Genomic DNA, 16183 nt, shown 5'->3' on the forward strand with positions numbered 1-16183 from the left:
ATCAACCAACTGGGGGCTCGCCACCACTTCTGCCGAGCCCCCGTGGGTGGAACTTCCACTCCTACAAAATTCCGTTCACCATAGTGTTCGCTTGGGGACAGGTCAGTGAACGTAGAACAAGTTGAAACATTCGCATTTCAGTATGTGATTTATGTTGGTGCTTTGATCTATGTCAATCAACTTGCAGTGTCGGGGTTGCGATGCTGGATGCAAACCAATTGTCGAACACCGTCGAACTTAAAGGCAAAGCTAAAATGTTCGGCAATGTCAGATCAAAGGTGAAAAGCTATTCGCGATGTTCTGGAACCTGTTACCAGCTTTGGGTGGCATCGGCCTTTTTCTTATCGGCATGCTGTTGATGACGGACGGTTTGAAGGCTTTGGCAGGGGCGCAATTACGAGATATTTTGGGCCGGTTCACGTCGACACCGTTTACCGGGGCGATAACAGGCGCGGTCACGACAGCTGCAATCCAGTCTTCTAGTGCAACGACTGTCGCGGCAGTAGGATTTGTCGCGTCTGGCCTTCTCACGTTTCCACAGGCGCTTGGGATCATCTTTGGGGCCAATATCGGAACGACTATGACAGGTTGGCTCGTCGCGCTCTTGGGGTTCAAGCTAGACCTGGGGCAAGTGATGTTGCCCGTTGTTTTTGTTGGGGCTTTGCTGGCGCTTTCGGGAAGAAAAGCGGTTTCCGGCCTTGGGCTGGCGTTGGCCGGGTTCAGCTTGATTTTCATTGGGATCGAGCAACTCAAGTCCGGGCTTGACGTATTTCGCGGCATAGTGACCCCTGCCGATTTCCCGCCAGATACACTGCTAGGCAGGCTGAAGCTTGTATTGATAGGCGTGCTTATCACGATGGTGACGCAGTCTTCGAGCGCTGGCGTTGCGACCGCATTGGCTGCGTTGAGCGCGGGTGCTGTGAACTTCCCTCAAGCAGCAGCTCTCGTCATTGGAATGGATGTGGGCACGACTTTTACGGCAGTTCTGGCGACTTTGGGCGGGGGCACGATGGCGCGTCGAACCGGGTTTGCTCATGTGATCTACAACGTGATGACAGGAGCAATGGCTTTTTTCTTGCTAGGTCCATTTACTTCGGTTTTTGCAAGCGGGGCGGGGGCCGGAAATTCTCTGACTGCGCTGGTCGCGTTCCATAGTTTCTTTAACGCCATAGGCGTGGCGCTGATCTTGCCGTTCGCGAAACCCTTCGCCAGATTTGTCGAGGCGCTTATACCTGACCGAGGTGCTGAGTTAACGAGATCTCTGGATCCGCTTGTCCTTGGGATGCCGGAATTAGCCGTGGATGCGGCAAAGGCTGCAGTCGAACGCATTGTAAGGGCCGAAGTGGCGCACCTTCGGTCGTGTCTGGGGGCATCTCAGACAAACGGAATCGATTTTGGTCGGGATAACATTCAGACCGCCGTGTCCGAAGCCCGCTCGTATCTGGACAAAATAGAACTGCCCAGCATGCCCGACGCAGAGATATCCAACATCAAGGATATGTACCATATCCTGGATCATCTTGACCGGTTGCTTTACCGGTGTGGCCAAGATGATCGGATAAGCGAGTTACCGAAAGACTGGCGGTTGAAGCGGCTTGCTTCGGTGATGATTGCAGCAACTGATGGCTTTTTGGAAATCGACGATCCAGTGGAGTGTGAAATTACGCTGAACCGCGTTCGCCGTTTTCTGCGACGACAGAGGAAACTTCGCAGAGACTTGCTCATCTCTGACGCTGCGACTGACAGTCTGCCGGACGACGTGGTCTGGGCTCGCTTGGATGCCCTCAGATGGTTGCATCGAGTGTCTTATCACCTCTGGCGAATTCGTCTGCATTTGAACGCATTGGAAGGAGTGCCGTCTGGGCGCAAGGGTGGTGGGGTCGATGACGAGGTGGCGTAGTTGGAGGCCGGGCTTGATTAGATTCGGCGCGCGCTCAAACGCTATTTGACTGAAACGCCAATGTTCGTACTGGTGCGAACAACATGAGCAAGGTCAAAGACGTTCCCTAGCTACACCGTTTAATAAGATCTTCATCCGGGGCAGCGAATTGGAGGAGCATATGCAGATTGTTCGCGGGATTTTACTGGCACTGTTGTTCACGGGGCCTGCACTAGCGCAGGAGGTCAGCGTCAGTGAGGGAAGTGATTTGTACCGGACGTATTGCTGGCAATGTCACGGTTTCGAAGCGACCGGAGACGGACCAATGGCCGAAATGCTGGCTATTCGAACACCCGACCTAACCAAATTGGCGGGCGAAAACGACGGTGTGTTTCCGATAGTTCGCATAGCTGAACAGATTGATGGTCGTTCACAATTGCTCGCCCATGGCGGCGAAATGCCAATCTTTGGCGCGGTGTTTGAGACAGACCAACAAATCGCAGTGGCTCTACCTAATGGGCAACCTATGATGGTAGGCCTGCCGTTGGCGAATTTGCTCGCCTTCCTTGAGTCGATCCAGTCTGAATAGTCACTGACCAATCTGCTAGTCCGTGTCAGCCGTGCGTTTGATTGACATGAGAGTCAGTGGCGGCCCCAACACCTCGAAGGCCACAGTACTGGCTAGAGTAAAGGCCATGATCGACGCGGCCCAATGCGGAAATTGTTCTCCCGCTACAAGGGCCATACCTACCGCGACACCAGCCTGTGGCAACAAAGCGGGACCGTACCAGCGGGTCTGACGGCGAGGCAGGCCGCCCAGTTTTGCTCCGCAGTAACCTCCGACAAGGCGGGCCACGGCACGCAAGAATAGGAAAAGAGCACCAGCCCAGCCCATCAAACCGAAGGCTTCAATTTCCAACGTGGCGCCAGCCAGTAGGAAGAACAAAATCATGAACGGCCACTGAATATGTTCGATCTCATGAAAAGCACGATCATGATGGCGGGCAAGATTCCCGATCACTGCGCCGACAACCATGCCTGCTACTAGAAATGAAACCTCCAGCCAAAGCGCGAGGCCCGCTGTAAGAAAGACTATTCCCACTGCTTCTGCCTGCATTGGCTCTCCCGGTTTCAAACGGCCGGTTAGGTAAGCGGACGGAACGCCCAAGGTGACACCCAAAACAATGGCGCCCCCGAAATCCCACATCGCTGCGGCGGTGATGCTGGCCCAACCATCCGAATGACCGGCCAGAACCAGGGCGATGCTGAAAACGATCAGACCCCAAGCGTCATCAATTGCGACGACGCCCTTTAATGTCTCGGTAAAGCTGTTAGACACCCCAGATTGTTTGATCACATCAGTCATGGCGGCCGGAGCCGTAGCTGTGGCAATTGCCGCCAGCACCAATGCCAATCCAAGCGGCATACCAATTGCGGTCAATCCAGCAGACACGATAACAAGGGTTGCAACCACGATTGAAATCGAAATCGTCAGAATGGCCCGGCCATGTCGAACCAGGTTCTCGCGGGTCAAAGATCCGCCAAGAAGGAACGCGACCATCGTCAAAGCCACAATGGAAATCTCGTCGAACCACATGGCAACGTCGAGTGGGATTAGCCCCATTCCGGCGTTCCCGGCGATCAGACCGAGGAACAGTAAGGTTGTAACACGAGGAAGATGCGTGGCCCGGCCTAGTTGGTCGGCCGCCAATCCGGCAAGAAAGAGAACACCAAGAGTAATCAGAAAGCCGGCAATGTGCATAGAAATCCAAACGTTAAGTTCTTGTCTAGACTACTCTAACTCCAACGCTGCCCTCTAGGAACCGATGTCGGAGAGAATGCGAGTGTCCCGTTGCGGCCTAGGCCGAGGGTAATAAAAATAAGGGATTTTGATCTGTATTAAGGCGAAAGCGCGCCGCAGGTGGCACAATAGCCTATTCAGGGAATGAGGAGGAACTTTCGATGCCGACAAAGAAATCTAACACAAATAGCCCGACCTCACTTTTGGATATTTTCAAGCAAATGCAGCCGCCCATTTCAGGCAATCCGGCCTTCGGTGCCCAGATCGAACAATTTTGGGACGCGCAAGAAAAATTGCTCGAAGAAACAGAGGCCTTTGCGCAGCATTGGTTCGAACGGCGTCATGAGGCGGTCCGGACGGCTCTAAAAGCTGCACGCAATGTGTCTTCCACGAACCCGTCCGATCCCTCTAAAGCCTTTCAGAGCATGGCGGAGTGGCAGCGCCATTCGGCGGAGCGGTTGGTTGCTGACGCTCAGGAATGGTTCGAAACCGTGTCCCGCTGTGCATCTTATGTCGCTGAAACCGAAGCTGAAGCTGTTGAGAAAACAGTTGATGAGGTTGTAGCCGCTACAAAGAGCACGGGGAAATCGTCAAAGTCTGAGCCTGTATAGATTTCCTGCTGCCGAGGAACCAAACTGGAATCATCGGAGCAGTAGATAGGAGGTCAAATGTACAAGAATATCCTGATCCCGGTTGCTCTGGACCAAGAACACGACACACAAGCGTCGTTTAAAGCCGCGCGCCAATTGGCTGATGCGGACGCTGTATTCACCGTGATACACGTCCAAGAACCAATTCCGGCGTATGTAGGGTCTCAGATTCCCAGCGAAGTACTTGCCAATACGCGGCATGAAATCTTGGAAAACCTGCATCAAACTGCTTCTGAAATTCCAGGCGCGAAGGCTCGGCTCATCTCTGGGCACGCGGGTAGGGCTATTGTCGATTTCGCAAATGAGAGCGACGCGGATTGCATCGTCTTGGCTTCGCACAAGCCTGGTTTTGAGGACATATTTTTAGGTTCCACTGCAAATAGAGTCGTGCATCACGCCAGGTGCTCGGTTCATGTAATTCGTTGAGCCAATGTTAGCGGTGTGGCTTCCTTTTTGAGTGGCTCGATACTTAGTGAGCCAAATCAGATCAAGAGAATTGACCGCTGAGCCAAAGAACCCTTGGACTGCAGCTTGCCTGCGGTTTCGAATAAATTAGAACGCTGGATTTCTTTATTGTGAAGAGCAGTTGCTGGTCGGTCGCTTGGACGCTTTCGACACTTGGGTTGCTTCGGAGCATCAGATTGTGTTTCGAGATGTAGTCTACTTTCCTTTTCTTCGAAGGACGGTTGTTCGATGAAGGCCAAATCCTGCTCCCGCAACCAGGTCGGAAAATCCACAGCAGCCCGTTCAGACTACAATTGATCCCCCGGATCAATTGCTTAACGTCTTCACCTCGTCAGGCTCATAACCTGAAAGTCCTAGGTTCAAATCCTCTCCCCGCAACCAACCCCCAAACAGACCCACTCGATCTACAAACACTCCACAAGACTGTTCGACGAACGATCAAACCTCGTCAGGTTCCAAAAATCGGTAGCGGTTAGGTCAGCTTTGCATCCATGATCGCCTTATGAACATCTTTTCAAGCTACTCTAAATTGGTTACGGCTGTCCGAAAGGTTGTAGGTCCACAGCTCTATTATCAGATTGTTCCTTCGGGGTTTTTTGAGCGCTTGACCATCGCCATCCCCTTTTACTTAGCCTCAGCGTCGGTCCGTTTCAGTTGTGAATCCTCGAATAGCTAATCTCATAAAGTGCTTGCTTGGCGCAGCTTTTCCTGCTCGCCTGGCGTGGGCGTGTGGTTGAAGCAATAGGCTGTCAGGCAAGCTTCCTCTCCGCCCAGTTCGGCTATGCGTGCTTTCTGGTCCGCAAAGCACAATGTGTTGACGGTTTCGGGGTCGCAAATCTTGCGTAAACGACGTTCGCCTTCCGCTAATGCAGCTACTGTCCGCGGGTCATCTGCTTGTAGGGCCACAAGATCCCGAAGTTCATTGGGATCGTTTTCTAGATCGAAAAGTTGCGGATCATGGCCGACATAGTAAACGTATTTCCAGCGTTGCCATCGTATCATGAATGTCCCGGTGGTCGACCCGCCATCATGATATTCGCTCAGGATCGTACGGTCGGGATTGTCTTCTTCAAGGGCCAGTTCGCGCAGAGAAATACCCGGCAAATCACGGCTAGTTTCGTCATGAGAAACACCAGTGACGTCTACTGCAGTCGCGGCCAGATCCACCAAAGAAGCCCCAGTGGCAACCTTGTGCCTTTCAGGAACGCCAGGTCCTGCCAGGATCATGGGCACACCAGCGGATTGTTCGTACATTACCTGTTTGGTCCAAAACCCTTGATCACCCATCATGTCCCCATGGTCCGAGACATAAATGACCACCGTGTCGTCTGCCTGACCGCTTTTCTCCAGAGCGCTCAGGATGCGACCGACACAATCATCCATGAAACTGGTCAGGCCATAGTAGGCGGCCTTCGCTTCACGCATTTTTTGCTCATCAAAATACTTCTCGTAATCGAAAAACTCGGCGACATTCCGTAACTCGGTGTGCTCAGGTCGGAAACGATCCTCGTAACCAACCGGCAGGTCGATCTGTGCGGGATCATACATGGCATAATACTCTTCGGGGCACGTGAGTGGGTAATGAGGGCTGACCAGTGACACGAACGCGGCCCAAGGTTGATTCGAGCCCGATTGTTTCTGCAGCCACACTTCAGCAGCCTTGGTGATGTCTCGGTCGTAGTCCGTATAAGTGCTGTTCCCAACGCCAACGTCGGCGGCCAATTCGGCTGCCGCGTCATAAGGTTGAGGGGTTTCGCGAAGGAGGCCGATGGGCCATCCGACGCCGCCCACGACGTGCATTGGCAGGATTTCTTCGGAAAAACCGTTGTCGTCCTCGGTCGACCGAAAGTGAAGCTTGCCGATAGATACAGTCTGAACCCCCTGATCGCGCAAGTGGCGCATCCAGCTTCGGATCCGTCCATCATAGGGCGAGGCGCTGTCCCAGTGTCGTGTCTTGTGAACGTGATCACCGGTTGCAATCGCGGCGCGGGTTGGCACACACATGGGCGATGGCGTGTAGGCATTTGTGAAAAGCGTACCTCGTTCAGCCAAAGCGTCCAGGTTTGGCGTCTTGACGATTGGGTGTCCCATGCATCCCATCGCGACCTTGCGATGTTCGTCAGAGATGATGATCAGAATGTTTGATCTTTCGCGACGCTGCGTTTTGTTTGCCTCGTTGGTCTGATTACTCATGGGAAGCCCCTTCCTGCAACGTGTCACACCGGACGGTCGTTCAAAACGTCAATTCGGTCAAGGTTAGCCCGCTGCTGCTGGCTGTTGCGTCGACGCGGGTGGCTCTAAGCATTCTCGACGAATGAACGGCGGAGTTTGCCAATGTTTCTGCGGTACTGGCCATTTCTCATATCTCGACGCAATTGCCACGCGGATGACCCAAGCCGACATAGTCGATATGGGCTTGGATTGTACGCTGGAACCCCGGAGTGGTTGAGGTCCGCTATTCCTTTTTCCCGACAAACTCGGCCAGTTGGCTGTTGAATGCTTCCGCCCGTTCGATATTGACCAAATGACCGGTTGCTGGAAAGCGGTGCCATCTGACATCGGGAAGGATGTCGTTCAGAAAAGCATTTGTTTCGCCGACCAGATAATAGTCGTCATCCCCGGTCACGAGCATGACGGGCTTGTCGAAAGCTTCCAGCCGGGCAACGTCGTCAAACAACGAACGCCGGTTCCAATGCAGCGTGGACAGTACATGCACCGCCCCATCAGGGGACTGATCGCGCAGGTTTGCAGCATATGTTGACCATCCTTCGGGGTCGTCTTTCTGAAAGCTTTGGTAGGCGGGGTCATCCTCCAGCACAGCAACGGCTCCATCGCCGCCACGGTCTTCGCGCAGCTGAATTTCGTGCCCGACCCAGGTTTTCCGATAGTTTTCCCGTTCGTCCGCGTCCCGGGGGCCCGAGCTGTTGCCCACCAGCGTTACGCTTAGTACGCGATCGGGATGGTTCAGCGAAAAGTCCAGACTGGTGAAGCTGCCCATTGACGTTCCCACAAGATGCGCGGCTTCCATGTCCAGATGATCGAGCAGGGCCAACAGGTCGCCGGTCGATTGCTCTTGCCCATATTGTGCGCGGTCCGAGGGGATCGCCGACGGAAGAAACCCGCGCGCCGAATATGTGATGCAGCAAAATGACCGCGACAGTTCTGATATCTGCCGATACCAGCTGCGATAGTCGCCCCCGAATTCGTGCACAAAAACAATCGGGTCACCTGTCCCGGTCACCTCGTAATAAAGCGTTGTGCCGTCTGGCGTTTGAAGCACGGGCATTCGAATGGTCCTGACTTGGTCGGAGGGTTCTAAGTTCAGCGCGTCAAAGCCGCGATGGCAGCATCGTCATACCCCAGTTCTGACAGAACCTCGCTCGTGTGTTGTCCGAGGCTGGGTGCCGGGCTTTCCTGAAGGCCGCGATCAGCAATGGGGTTGCGCGCAAAACGCATATCTTTCCCTTCAGAGCTTACGGTGGAAAAGGCGGCGTATTCTTCCGCGATAGGATTGTCTGCAATGGTTTGGATGTTCTCGACCACCGAGCACGGAATGCTGTTGTCGATCAAAATCTGTATCCAATGAGATGCCGTATGCTGTCTCAGGTGTGCACCCAGGACCTGATCCAAGGCGTCGCGATTGGCCAGCCGGGCCTCATCCCCCTGAAAACGAGGGTCGTCCAGCAGGTCAAGATACCCGATGGCCTCGCAGAACCGGGGCCAGTCCTTGTCGCTGCCCAGACCGATGACGATATCCCGGTCCGCTGTCGGATAGGGCTCAAAAGGGGTCATAGACGGGTGGCGTGAACCGATGGGTTTTGGAACGATTCCGGCATTGAGATAGCGGGCAAACGCGTTTTCCAGGCAAACCCACTGACAGGCCAGCATGGACACATCCAGATGGCTGGTGTCTTGAACCCCCTTTGCGTCGCGCTCGTACAGACGTTGCAGAATGCCGATGGTGGTGAACAATGCAGCCGAGATGTCCCCAATCGAAAAGCCGACGCGGGTGGGGTCACCGTCCAACTCTCCGTTTATGCTCATCATGCCGCTCATTGCCTGGACCACAATGTCATAGGCCGGGCGGTGCGAAAGGCTTCCGGTTTGCCCAAAGCCGCTGATCGAGGCCGAGATCAGGCGCGGGTTGATCCGTTTCAGATCGGCGTCGCAGCATCCCAACCGGTCGCGCACACCGGGCCGCATGTTCTCGACAAACACATCCGCCGTGGCCAGCAGCTTGTGCAGGGCTTCTTTGCCCTGTTCGGTTTTCAGGTCCAGAACGACCGAGCGCTTGTTCCGGTTCAGGGACGCAAAATAGAGGCTGATGTCATTTTCGAACGGCGGAGTTGTGCGGGCAAGGTCGCCAGCCGGGTTTTCCACCTTGATGACGTCGGCACCCAGACTGGCCATCAACCACGTGCAGAATGGCCCGGACAGGACGGAGGTCATGTCGACAATTCGGATACCTTTCATCAAGAACTCCTTCCGAGCATGGATTTCAGGGTTTTCAGATGCCCGTCGGCAGAGGCTATGGCCGGGGCACACAATGCTTGGCAGGTGTCTGCTAAAACCTCTTGCGTCACCATTCGGTCGACCAGACCCCACATGGCTGCATCTTCTGCGCTGACGGCGTCGCCCCCCAAAAGGATCGCTGCGCTCCGACCCGGGCCAATTAGGGCTTGTAGCCTGTTTACATCGTATTGACCGGGCAAAACATTGTTCTTGAGCACCGGGTAGGAAAATCGTGCTTCGGGCACACAAACCCGGATGTCGCAGGCAAGGGCCAGTGTCATACCCCCACCGATGCAAGGCCCGTTGATGGCGGCCAGGGTCAGCACCGGGATAGCTCTGAGCGTTTGGGCCATTTCGTCCCAGGGGTCTGGACCGTTCAACTCGGCGGAAAGTGTGTTGAGATCCGCGCCCGCACAGAAAACACGCCCGCCCGCGCCGGTAATGATCACAGCCCGCAGCCCTGTGTCGCTGGCGGCTTCAAGGAAAATGTCACGCAAAGAGACCAGCATTGGGGGCGTCAGTGAGTTGGCTTTAGCGGGCCTGTTGATCGTGACAGTCAGGCAGGCGCCGTCGTGTTGGGTTAGGATCAGGTCATTGTCACTCATGACCGGAACTCCGGCACGCTTCGATCCAGCATACGCATCAGTGCCGGCCACTGGACACCCCCATGTGGTCCGTTTTGCGGTGCGCCCCAGTCGTGCAAAGCAACCATCGCATCGTCGGTGATCGTGATGGGCTTGTCCGTTGAACTCAGAATATCGACCTGAATTTTGCAGGCCATCTCAAGGTAGTAGTGATAAATAAAGGCTTCCGCCGCCGTGCGCCCGACCACCAACAACCCGTGGTTCTGCAACAGCATGGCAAAGTTGTTGCCAAGGTCGCGCGCCAACAGGGCACCTTCGTCCTCAACCGCTGTAGAGTCCTGATAGGGATGGCTCGACAGCGTACCTAAAACAAATCCCGCGTGTTGGGACAAAGCCAACAACCCATTTGGCATGGCCGAAACGGCAACGCCGGCGCGTGTGTGGCTGTGGATCACGTAGTTCACATCAGGCCGGGCCGACAGAATGCCCGAGTGGATGATGTGCCCGGCCAGATTGACGATCTTACCGCTGTCCGGCCCGTCATCCACGGCCTGCCCGTCGAAAGACATGCGGGTCAGGTTCGACGCCGTGATTTCGTCGAACATCAAATCATGTGAGTTCAGCAGGTAATGGTCAGGGTCCTCTGGCAGACGCGCCGAGATATGGGTCGATGTCAGGTCGGTCCAGCCAAAATGATGAGCAAGGCGATAAAGCGCGGCCAAGTCCTGACGGATCACGTCACTCATCACGCCTCTCCCAACGCTTCGCGGTACAGGTTGTGGAAATGGCGCAGTCCGACCTCACTCATCGCGCCGCAGCCGTCACCGATAACATATGGTCCCGGCTCGAACGCGCGGCTTTGCATGCCTTTCTGGATTTTCGACACCACCACTTCGTCTTCGGCCCCGGTTGTTTCCTTGTGCTTGCGCATCAATGCAATCACATCCTCATCCGCGATGTCGCCGCTCGAGAACCATCGGTAGCGATATATCGTCTTGTTCCAGGCCACAGGCAAAAACTGACGGATCGTAAAGTACCCTCCGGGGTAACAGCACATCGATACATTGGGAAAGATCCAATAAGCACCATAATCATCTGCGCGTGGGCTGGCGTTCAGATCGTAGTCATACTGCTTTTCGTTCTTCGTCTGTGCCTTGCCATCATGCCAGATTGTCTTGCCGTGCGGGACCGTTGTGTACCCGTCCATCTCAAGCACGCCATGCGTCAGAGAGCTCGCGTGCACGGTCGGGCAATGGTAACATTCGTTGTAGTTTTCGACCGAAAGCTTCCAGTTGCTATCGTGCGCGATCTCGGTTTCGCAAACGAATTTCAGCTGGCTGGGGTCGGGGTGAAAGCTCAGCAGGTTTTGGCGATACTCCTCCAGATCGGGCCCCATCGGGATGGCGTTTTCATCAAGATTGACAAAAATAAATCCGCAGAACTCCTCGACCCGGATCTTGCGCAGATTGATTTGGTCGCAGCTTAGGCCGTCACTTTCGACCGAGCCGGGTGCGCGACGCAATCGACCGTTAATTTCATACGTCCACGCGTGATACGGGCAGACCAACACCCTCTTGCCCTTGCCTGACCCTTCGACCAATGGGTGACCACGGTGGCGACAGATATTGTAATACGCGTTGATGCCACCATCCTGCGCGCGAATGACAAAGATGTCCTCATCCACAATGGTGAACGTTTTGAAATCGCCCGGCTCAGCGATTTCGGACACATGACACACGCATTGCCAGCTTCGGAAGAAGATTTTTTTTTTATCAACTTCGAACCAGTCTGGCTGAGTGTAATATTTGGCCTGCAAAGGCAAATCTCGTGGCATCTGAGGTCTCTCCTGGCTGGCTTACCCAAGTGGCGCCGCATCGCGGGGATGTTGTTCAGCATTAGCCTGCATTGCACTGACCCCTTTGCACAGATATAGAATCTTTACATCTAGGATAACTTCAGATTGCCCTTATGACCCAAAACACCATTGACGTTCCACCGCTCGGGGCGGTCCGTGTCTTTTGGATTGCCGCGCGGTATGGAAACTTCAAACGCGCCGCAACTGAACTTGGTGTGACGCCTACAGCGGTGAGCGCGCAGATCAAATCGCTCGAGGCTCATCTGGGCTGCACCTTGTTCGAGCGTCATGCGCAGTCGGTTGTTTTGAATGAAGCAGGCCAGCAATTTTCCGAAGCCTGTGAGGCGGCGTTTGCACGGCTTGATCGGGCTGTTCAGGACGTGCGTAAGTCCGCCAACAGATCGTCCATAACAGTTGGTGTCGGCGCGCTGATCGGGTCGCAATGGTTATCCCGCCGCCTGTTCAGCTTTTGGCAACGTTTCCCCGAAACTGGCCTGCATCTTCAGTATTCCCCAGGCGGGGTGGAGTTTTCGGATGGTCAGACCGACATGATGTTGGCATGGGGGGACGGAGATTGGCCGGGACTGACATCGGAACCGCTGCTGCAATTTCCAACGTCGCCCGTCATCAGCCCATCTCTGATCGCAGAAAGCACCCGTCCTGCAAAACCAGCGGATTTGTTGCGCCTGCCGTTGTTGCACTGGAAGGACCAATTTGACTGGCTGGAATGGTTTGCTGCTCAAGGTGTGGAAACTGGCGGTCATCTTCCCGGCGTTATTATCGACGATTCCAGTGTCCTGCTCCGGGCGGTGTTATCCGGTCAGGGTGTATCCCTTGGCTTGCTGCCTTTGATCGAAGTTGAAATACAATCCGGGCAGTTGATCCGACCGTTCGACAACGATTTTGCACCTTCAAGATCCTACCATCTGGTCTACCCATCCGATGCAATTGAACGGCCGCAGCTAAAAGCTTTTCGGGATTGGATTGTGCAAGAAGCGGGTCAGAACGGCTGAGGATTGGCGCTGAGGTGATACCTTGTAGTCCTCAGGTCAGGTTGCTGGAAAGAATGAACGTGCTACACGCGTCCGCCAATGCTTTGAAGCGGGGCTTTTCCTTGACATACAGATAGACCTGTCGCCTGTCGGGAAGATCGGACAATGTGCGAAAGCCCATGCTTTTTGGGATAATACGCGCGACTGTTTGGGGAAGAATGGTGACCCACTTGCCGGTTGCCACCATAGTTATCAGTGACTGAGTGTTGTGAATCGTCACGCTGGTCCCTTCCAGCGCTTCAACAAATTCACGTGCCTCAATGAGATCACACAGGGCATTTCGAAGAAATGTGGATGTTACCACCGCATCTACGGTCGGCGGATCGGATCTTTTGTTCAGCGGATGGTCGGCTGAGCACACCAGACCGAATTGATCTTCGAAAAAGGGATACGCTTTGACGCCCTTCACTGGATGAAAGCCGGACGCAATTCCAATGTCGGCTTTCCCGTCTGCAAGCGCATCCAGAACCTGTCGCGTATCAGCATCCCGAAGTTCAACTTTCACGCCGGGAAAACACTGCGTCATGTGTTCAAGCACGGACGGGAAAATCAACGCGGCGACCGAGGGTACGGACGCTATTCGGATTAACCCATTGGCAGCATGTGCAGCCGCTTCGATGGATTGGACTGTCTCATCAAACTGGCGCACCTGTTTGAGGGATAACACAAACACCTGCTCACCCAAAGCGGACAGGTGGTTTTTACGTTCGCCGACAAACAGCTTTTTCCCCAAGTGATCTTCAAATTGTTTAAGGGTCATAGAAACAGCGGATTGGGTACGCCCCAGCCGGTCGGCAGCCTCTGACAGGTTGCCGGTTTGCGCGACAACGCAAAAGCAACGCAGCATTTCAATCTTGATTGTCAAATTTCAGATTTCCTGAAGTTTGTTAAATTTATTTGAATTTGACTGATATGCCTCCAAAAGTCCATTCTCGGGCAAACTTTCTGGAACTTGAGGCCCGTCGTGACCAACCTGAACCTCATCGCTGGCGAATGGCTTGCCGGTGAAAGTGAAATCGAAAACCGCAATCCTTCGGATCTAAGCGACCTGATCGGCCATTTCGCGCAAGCCAGTGCGGATCAGCTTGAGGCGACACTGGATCAGGCGCGCATCGCGCAAGCCGAATGGGCCGCTTACGGGCTCGAACGCAAGCAGGCCGTGTTGATGAACATCGGCAATGAGTTGATGGCCCGCGCCGAAGAGCTGGGCACTTTGCTCAGCCGCGAAGAAGGCAAACCCTTTGCAGAAGGCAAGGGCGAGGTCTATCGCGCCGGGCAGTTCTTTACCTATTACGCAGCTGAATGCCTGCGTCAGATCGGTGAGAACGCCGATTCCGTGCGTCCTGACATCGAGATCGACGTGCGCCGCGAGGCGGTTGGCGTTGTCGCCGTCATCAGCCCGTGGAATTTTCCGACTGCGACAGCCTCGTGGAAGATCGCTCCGGCGTTGTGTTATGGCAATGCAGTGGTCTGGAAACCCGCTAATATCACGCCTGCCTCTGCCGTGGTCCTGACCGAGATCATCAACCGCCAGGACATTCCCAAGGGTCTGTTCAGCCTTGTCATGGGCTCGGGTCGGTCCATTGGACAACGGCTTGTGGAAAGCCCCAAGGTGAATGCCATCTCGTTCACGGGATCGGTTCCGGTGGGCAAGGGTATCGCGGCGGCGGCCATCCAGAACCTGACCAAGGTTCAGATGGAGATGGGATCGAAAAATGCTCTGGCCGTGATGGATGACGCCGACCTCGACCTTGCGGTTTCGCTGGCGTTGGGCGGTGCGTTTGGGGGAACCGGTCAGAAGTGCACAGCCTCGTCGCGGCTGGTGGTTCATGCCGCTGTGCATGACGCGTTTGTCGAGAAACTTGTATCGGGTGCTCAGGCGATGAAAGTCGGTCACGCGCTGGAAGAGGGGACTCAGATGGGCCCTGTCGTCAGCGCGCAGCAACTGGCCGAGAACCTGGCCTATGTCGATCTGGGCAAATCCGAAGGGGCTGAACTGGCCTGCGGCGGGCAGCGTCTGGACATGCCGCATGATGGCTATTACATGAGCCCCGGCGTGTTCCTGAACACCACCAACGACATGCGCATCAACCGGGAAGAAATGTTCGCGCCGCTGACCTCGGTCATCAAGGTCGACAGCTATGCTGAGGCTTTGGCCACGGTCAACGATACCAATTTCGGACTGACGTCGGGCATCGTCACACAAAATCTGGCCCGCGCCACGCATTTCCGGCGCAACGCACGCACCGGGGTTGTGACGGTAAACCTGCCCACAGCGGGCACGGATTATCATGTACCCTTTGGCGGGCGTGGTGACAGCTCTTATGGCCCACGTGAACAGGGCAAGGCCGCGGCCGAGTTCTACACGACTGTCAAAACCGCATACATCAGCGCCGGAAAGCCGATCTGATGCGGATCGATGGGCTGCAATACGCCAACTGGTCCGAAAAGATCTTTCGGCAATTGCGCGAAGGGGGCGTGGACGCGATCCACGTCACCATCGCCTATCACGAGAATTTCCGCGAGACGGTTCTGAACTTTGAAAAGTGGAACCGATGGTTCGAACAATACCCGGACCTGATCATGAAAGGTCAATGGGCCAGCGACATTGACAAGGCGCGGGAAACCGGGCGCACGGCAGTGTTTTTCGGATTTCAGAACCCGTCGCCCATCGAAGATGACATCGGCCTGGTCGAAATCGTGCATACGCTGGGCGCGCGGTTTATGCAGCTGACCTACAACAACCAGTCGTTGCTGGCGACGGGGTGTTACGAGTCCGAAGACACCGGTATCACCCGCATGGGGCGTCAGGTGATCAAGGAAATGAACCGGGTCGGGCTTGTCGTGGACATGAGCCATTCAGCCGACCGGTCCACGATCGAGGCGGCCGAGCTGTCCGAGCGTCCGATTGCGATCACCCACGCTAATCCGTTTGATTGGGCCCCGGCCCTGCGCAACAAACGCGACGAAGTGATACGTGCGGTGACTGAAAACGGTGGGATGTTGGGGTTTTCGGTCTATCCTCATCACCTGAAGGACAAGTCGGACTGCACTCTTGAAAGCTTCTGCGAGATGATTGCGCGGACGGCTGAGAAATACGGAGCGGAACATCTCGGTATCGGGACGGATCTGTGTCAGGATCAGCCCGACAGCGTTGTCGAATGGATGCGGGTTGGCCGTTGGTCGAAGCAGATCGACTATGGCGAAGGGTCGGCCAGTAACCCCGGATTCCCCCCGATGCCGTCCTGGTTCCGGGACAATCGGGACTTTGGAAACATAGAAACCGGGTTGCGTGCGACCGGTCTGAACGATGAAGAAGTGGCCGGTATCATGGGTGAAAACTGGTACAGGTTCTTTGCCGAGAGTTTCGGGGCTCAGGGGTAGT

The 16183-nt window shown here is 55.1% G+C and carries 15 protein-coding genes; 7 read left to right on the plus strand and 8 right to left on the minus strand.

Annotated features, from left to right (window positions below; all coding sequences use genetic code 11):
• Positions 1-295: 295 nt before the first annotated feature.
• Complete coding sequence (locus AC2FNU_RS05975; RefSeq protein WP_496786015.1) at positions 296-1900, plus strand: Na/Pi cotransporter family protein; 1605 nt, start codon at positions 296-298, stop codon at positions 1898-1900.
• Between the two features lie 160 nt (positions 1901-2060).
• Positions 2061-2468 carry a c-type cytochrome gene (locus tag AC2FNU_RS05980; RefSeq protein WP_480432992.1) on the plus strand — a complete coding sequence of 136 codons (408 nt, stop codon included), beginning with the start codon at positions 2061-2063 and terminating at the stop codon, positions 2466-2468.
• A 15-nt stretch (positions 2469-2483) separates the two neighbouring features.
• Here the strand turns inward: AC2FNU_RS05980 and AC2FNU_RS05985 are convergent, their stop codons facing one another.
• Complete coding sequence (locus AC2FNU_RS05985) at positions 2484-3641, minus strand: cation:proton antiporter (RefSeq protein ID WP_496786020.1); 1158 nt, start codon at positions 3639-3641, stop codon at positions 2484-2486.
• A gap of 200 nt (positions 3642-3841) precedes the next feature.
• Between AC2FNU_RS05985 and AC2FNU_RS05990 the strand changes: the two genes are divergently transcribed.
• Positions 3842-4291: a phasin family protein gene (locus AC2FNU_RS05990; protein WP_496786022.1), complete on the plus strand. Its 450-nt coding sequence runs from the start codon at positions 3842-3844 to the stop codon at positions 4289-4291.
• Between the two features lie 57 nt (positions 4292-4348).
• Complete coding sequence (locus AC2FNU_RS05995) at positions 4349-4756, plus strand: universal stress protein (RefSeq protein WP_496786024.1); 408 nt, start codon at positions 4349-4351, stop codon at positions 4754-4756.
• Positions 4757-5473: 717 nt separating this feature from the next.
• Here the strand turns inward: AC2FNU_RS05995 and AC2FNU_RS06000 are convergent.
• From AC2FNU_RS06000 to AC2FNU_RS06025, 6 genes are all read right to left on the minus strand, one after another.
• Positions 5474-6988 (minus strand): sulfatase family protein, encoded by a 1515-nt coding sequence (locus AC2FNU_RS06000; RefSeq protein ID WP_496786026.1) that lies wholly within the window; start codon positions 6986-6988, stop codon positions 5474-5476.
• Positions 6989-7250: 262 nt separating this feature from the next.
• On the minus strand, positions 7251-8081 hold the full coding sequence (locus AC2FNU_RS06005) for an alpha/beta fold hydrolase (RefSeq protein ID WP_496786029.1): 831 nt from the start codon (positions 8079-8081) through the stop codon (positions 7251-7253).
• 35 nt (positions 8082-8116) lie between these two features.
• Positions 8117-9268, minus strand: a complete 1152-nt coding sequence (locus tag AC2FNU_RS06010) for a CaiB/BaiF CoA transferase family protein (RefSeq protein WP_496786031.1) — start codon at positions 9266-9268, stop codon at positions 8117-8119.
• Complete coding sequence (locus AC2FNU_RS06015; protein ID WP_496786033.1) at positions 9268-9912, minus strand: enoyl-CoA hydratase/isomerase family protein; 645 nt, start codon at positions 9910-9912, stop codon at positions 9268-9270. Before AC2FNU_RS06015 ends, AC2FNU_RS06010 begins: the two co-directional genes overlap by 1 nt.
• Positions 9909-10637: a class II aldolase/adducin family protein gene (locus AC2FNU_RS06020; protein WP_496786035.1), complete on the minus strand. Its 729-nt coding sequence runs from the start codon at positions 10635-10637 to the stop codon at positions 9909-9911. Before AC2FNU_RS06020 ends, AC2FNU_RS06015 begins: the two co-directional genes overlap by 4 nt.
• Entirely contained in the window at positions 10637-11725 is a 1089-nt protein-coding gene (locus AC2FNU_RS06025) for an aromatic ring-hydroxylating oxygenase subunit alpha (RefSeq protein WP_496786037.1), read from the minus strand. Before AC2FNU_RS06025 ends, AC2FNU_RS06020 begins: the two co-directional genes overlap by 1 nt.
• Positions 11726-11859: 134 nt before the next feature.
• Between AC2FNU_RS06025 and AC2FNU_RS06030 the strand changes: the two genes are divergently transcribed.
• Positions 11860-12759 (plus strand): LysR substrate-binding domain-containing protein, encoded by a 900-nt coding sequence (locus AC2FNU_RS06030; RefSeq protein WP_496786039.1) that lies wholly within the window; start codon positions 11860-11862, stop codon positions 12757-12759.
• A 31-nt stretch (positions 12760-12790) separates the two neighbouring features.
• On the opposite strand, the gene AC2FNU_RS06035 is transcribed toward AC2FNU_RS06030, so the two are convergent.
• On the minus strand, positions 12791-13663 hold the full coding sequence (locus AC2FNU_RS06035) for a LysR family transcriptional regulator (RefSeq protein ID WP_496786041.1): 873 nt from the start codon (positions 13661-13663) through the stop codon (positions 12791-12793).
• A gap of 99 nt (positions 13664-13762) precedes the next feature.
• On the opposite strand from AC2FNU_RS06035, the gene AC2FNU_RS06040 reads away from it, so the two are divergent.
• Both AC2FNU_RS06040 and AC2FNU_RS06045 read left to right on the plus strand, forming a co-directional pair.
• Positions 13763-15208: an aldehyde dehydrogenase family protein gene (locus AC2FNU_RS06040; protein WP_496786046.1), complete on the plus strand. Its 1446-nt coding sequence runs from the start codon at positions 13763-13765 to the stop codon at positions 15206-15208.
• Positions 15208-16182 (plus strand): membrane dipeptidase, encoded by a 975-nt coding sequence (locus AC2FNU_RS06045; RefSeq protein ID WP_496786049.1) that lies wholly within the window; start codon positions 15208-15210, stop codon positions 16180-16182. The genes AC2FNU_RS06040 and AC2FNU_RS06045 overlap by 1 nt, the downstream gene beginning before the upstream one ends.
• The last annotated feature ends 1 nt before the right edge of the window (position 16183 follow it).

This window comes from Ruegeria sp. BHSB064, assembly GCF_059613205.1.

Excerpts from the sequence above, each read along its gene's own strand:
- AC2FNU_RS05975 (WP_496786015.1), top strand. The coding sequence starts at position 296 with ATGTTCTGGAACCTGTTACCAGCTTTGGGTGGCATCGGCCTTTTTCTT.
- AC2FNU_RS05980 (WP_480432992.1), top strand. The coding sequence starts at position 2,061 with ATGCAGATTGTTCGCGGGATTTTACTGGCACTGTTGTTCACGGGGCCT.
- AC2FNU_RS05985 (WP_496786020.1), bottom strand. The coding sequence starts at position 3,641 with ATGCACATTGCCGGCTTTCTGATTACTCTTGGTGTTCTCTTTCTTGCC.
- AC2FNU_RS05990 (WP_496786022.1), top strand. The coding sequence starts at position 3,842 with ATGCCGACAAAGAAATCTAACACAAATAGCCCGACCTCACTTTTGGAT.
- AC2FNU_RS05995 (WP_496786024.1), top strand. The coding sequence starts at position 4,349 with ATGTACAAGAATATCCTGATCCCGGTTGCTCTGGACCAAGAACACGAC.
- AC2FNU_RS06000 (WP_496786026.1), bottom strand. The coding sequence starts at position 6,988 with ATGAGTAATCAGACCAACGAGGCAAACAAAACGCAGCGTCGCGAAAGA.
- AC2FNU_RS06005 (WP_496786029.1), bottom strand. The coding sequence starts at position 8,081 with ATGCCCGTGCTTCAAACGCCAGACGGCACAACGCTTTATTACGAGGTG.
- AC2FNU_RS06010 (WP_496786031.1), bottom strand. The coding sequence starts at position 9,268 with ATGAAAGGTATCCGAATTGTCGACATGACCTCCGTCCTGTCCGGGCCA.
- AC2FNU_RS06015 (WP_496786033.1), bottom strand. The coding sequence starts at position 9,912 with ATGAGTGACAATGACCTGATCCTAACCCAACACGACGGCGCCTGCCTG.
- AC2FNU_RS06020 (WP_496786035.1), bottom strand. The coding sequence starts at position 10,637 with ATGAGTGACGTGATCCGTCAGGACTTGGCCGCGCTTTATCGCCTTGCT.
- AC2FNU_RS06025 (WP_496786037.1), bottom strand. The coding sequence starts at position 11,725 with ATGCCACGAGATTTGCCTTTGCAGGCCAAATATTACACTCAGCCAGAC.
- AC2FNU_RS06030 (WP_496786039.1), top strand. The coding sequence starts at position 11,860 with ATGACCCAAAACACCATTGACGTTCCACCGCTCGGGGCGGTCCGTGTC.
- AC2FNU_RS06045 (WP_496786049.1), top strand. The coding sequence starts at position 15,208 with ATGCGGATCGATGGGCTGCAATACGCCAACTGGTCCGAAAAGATCTTT.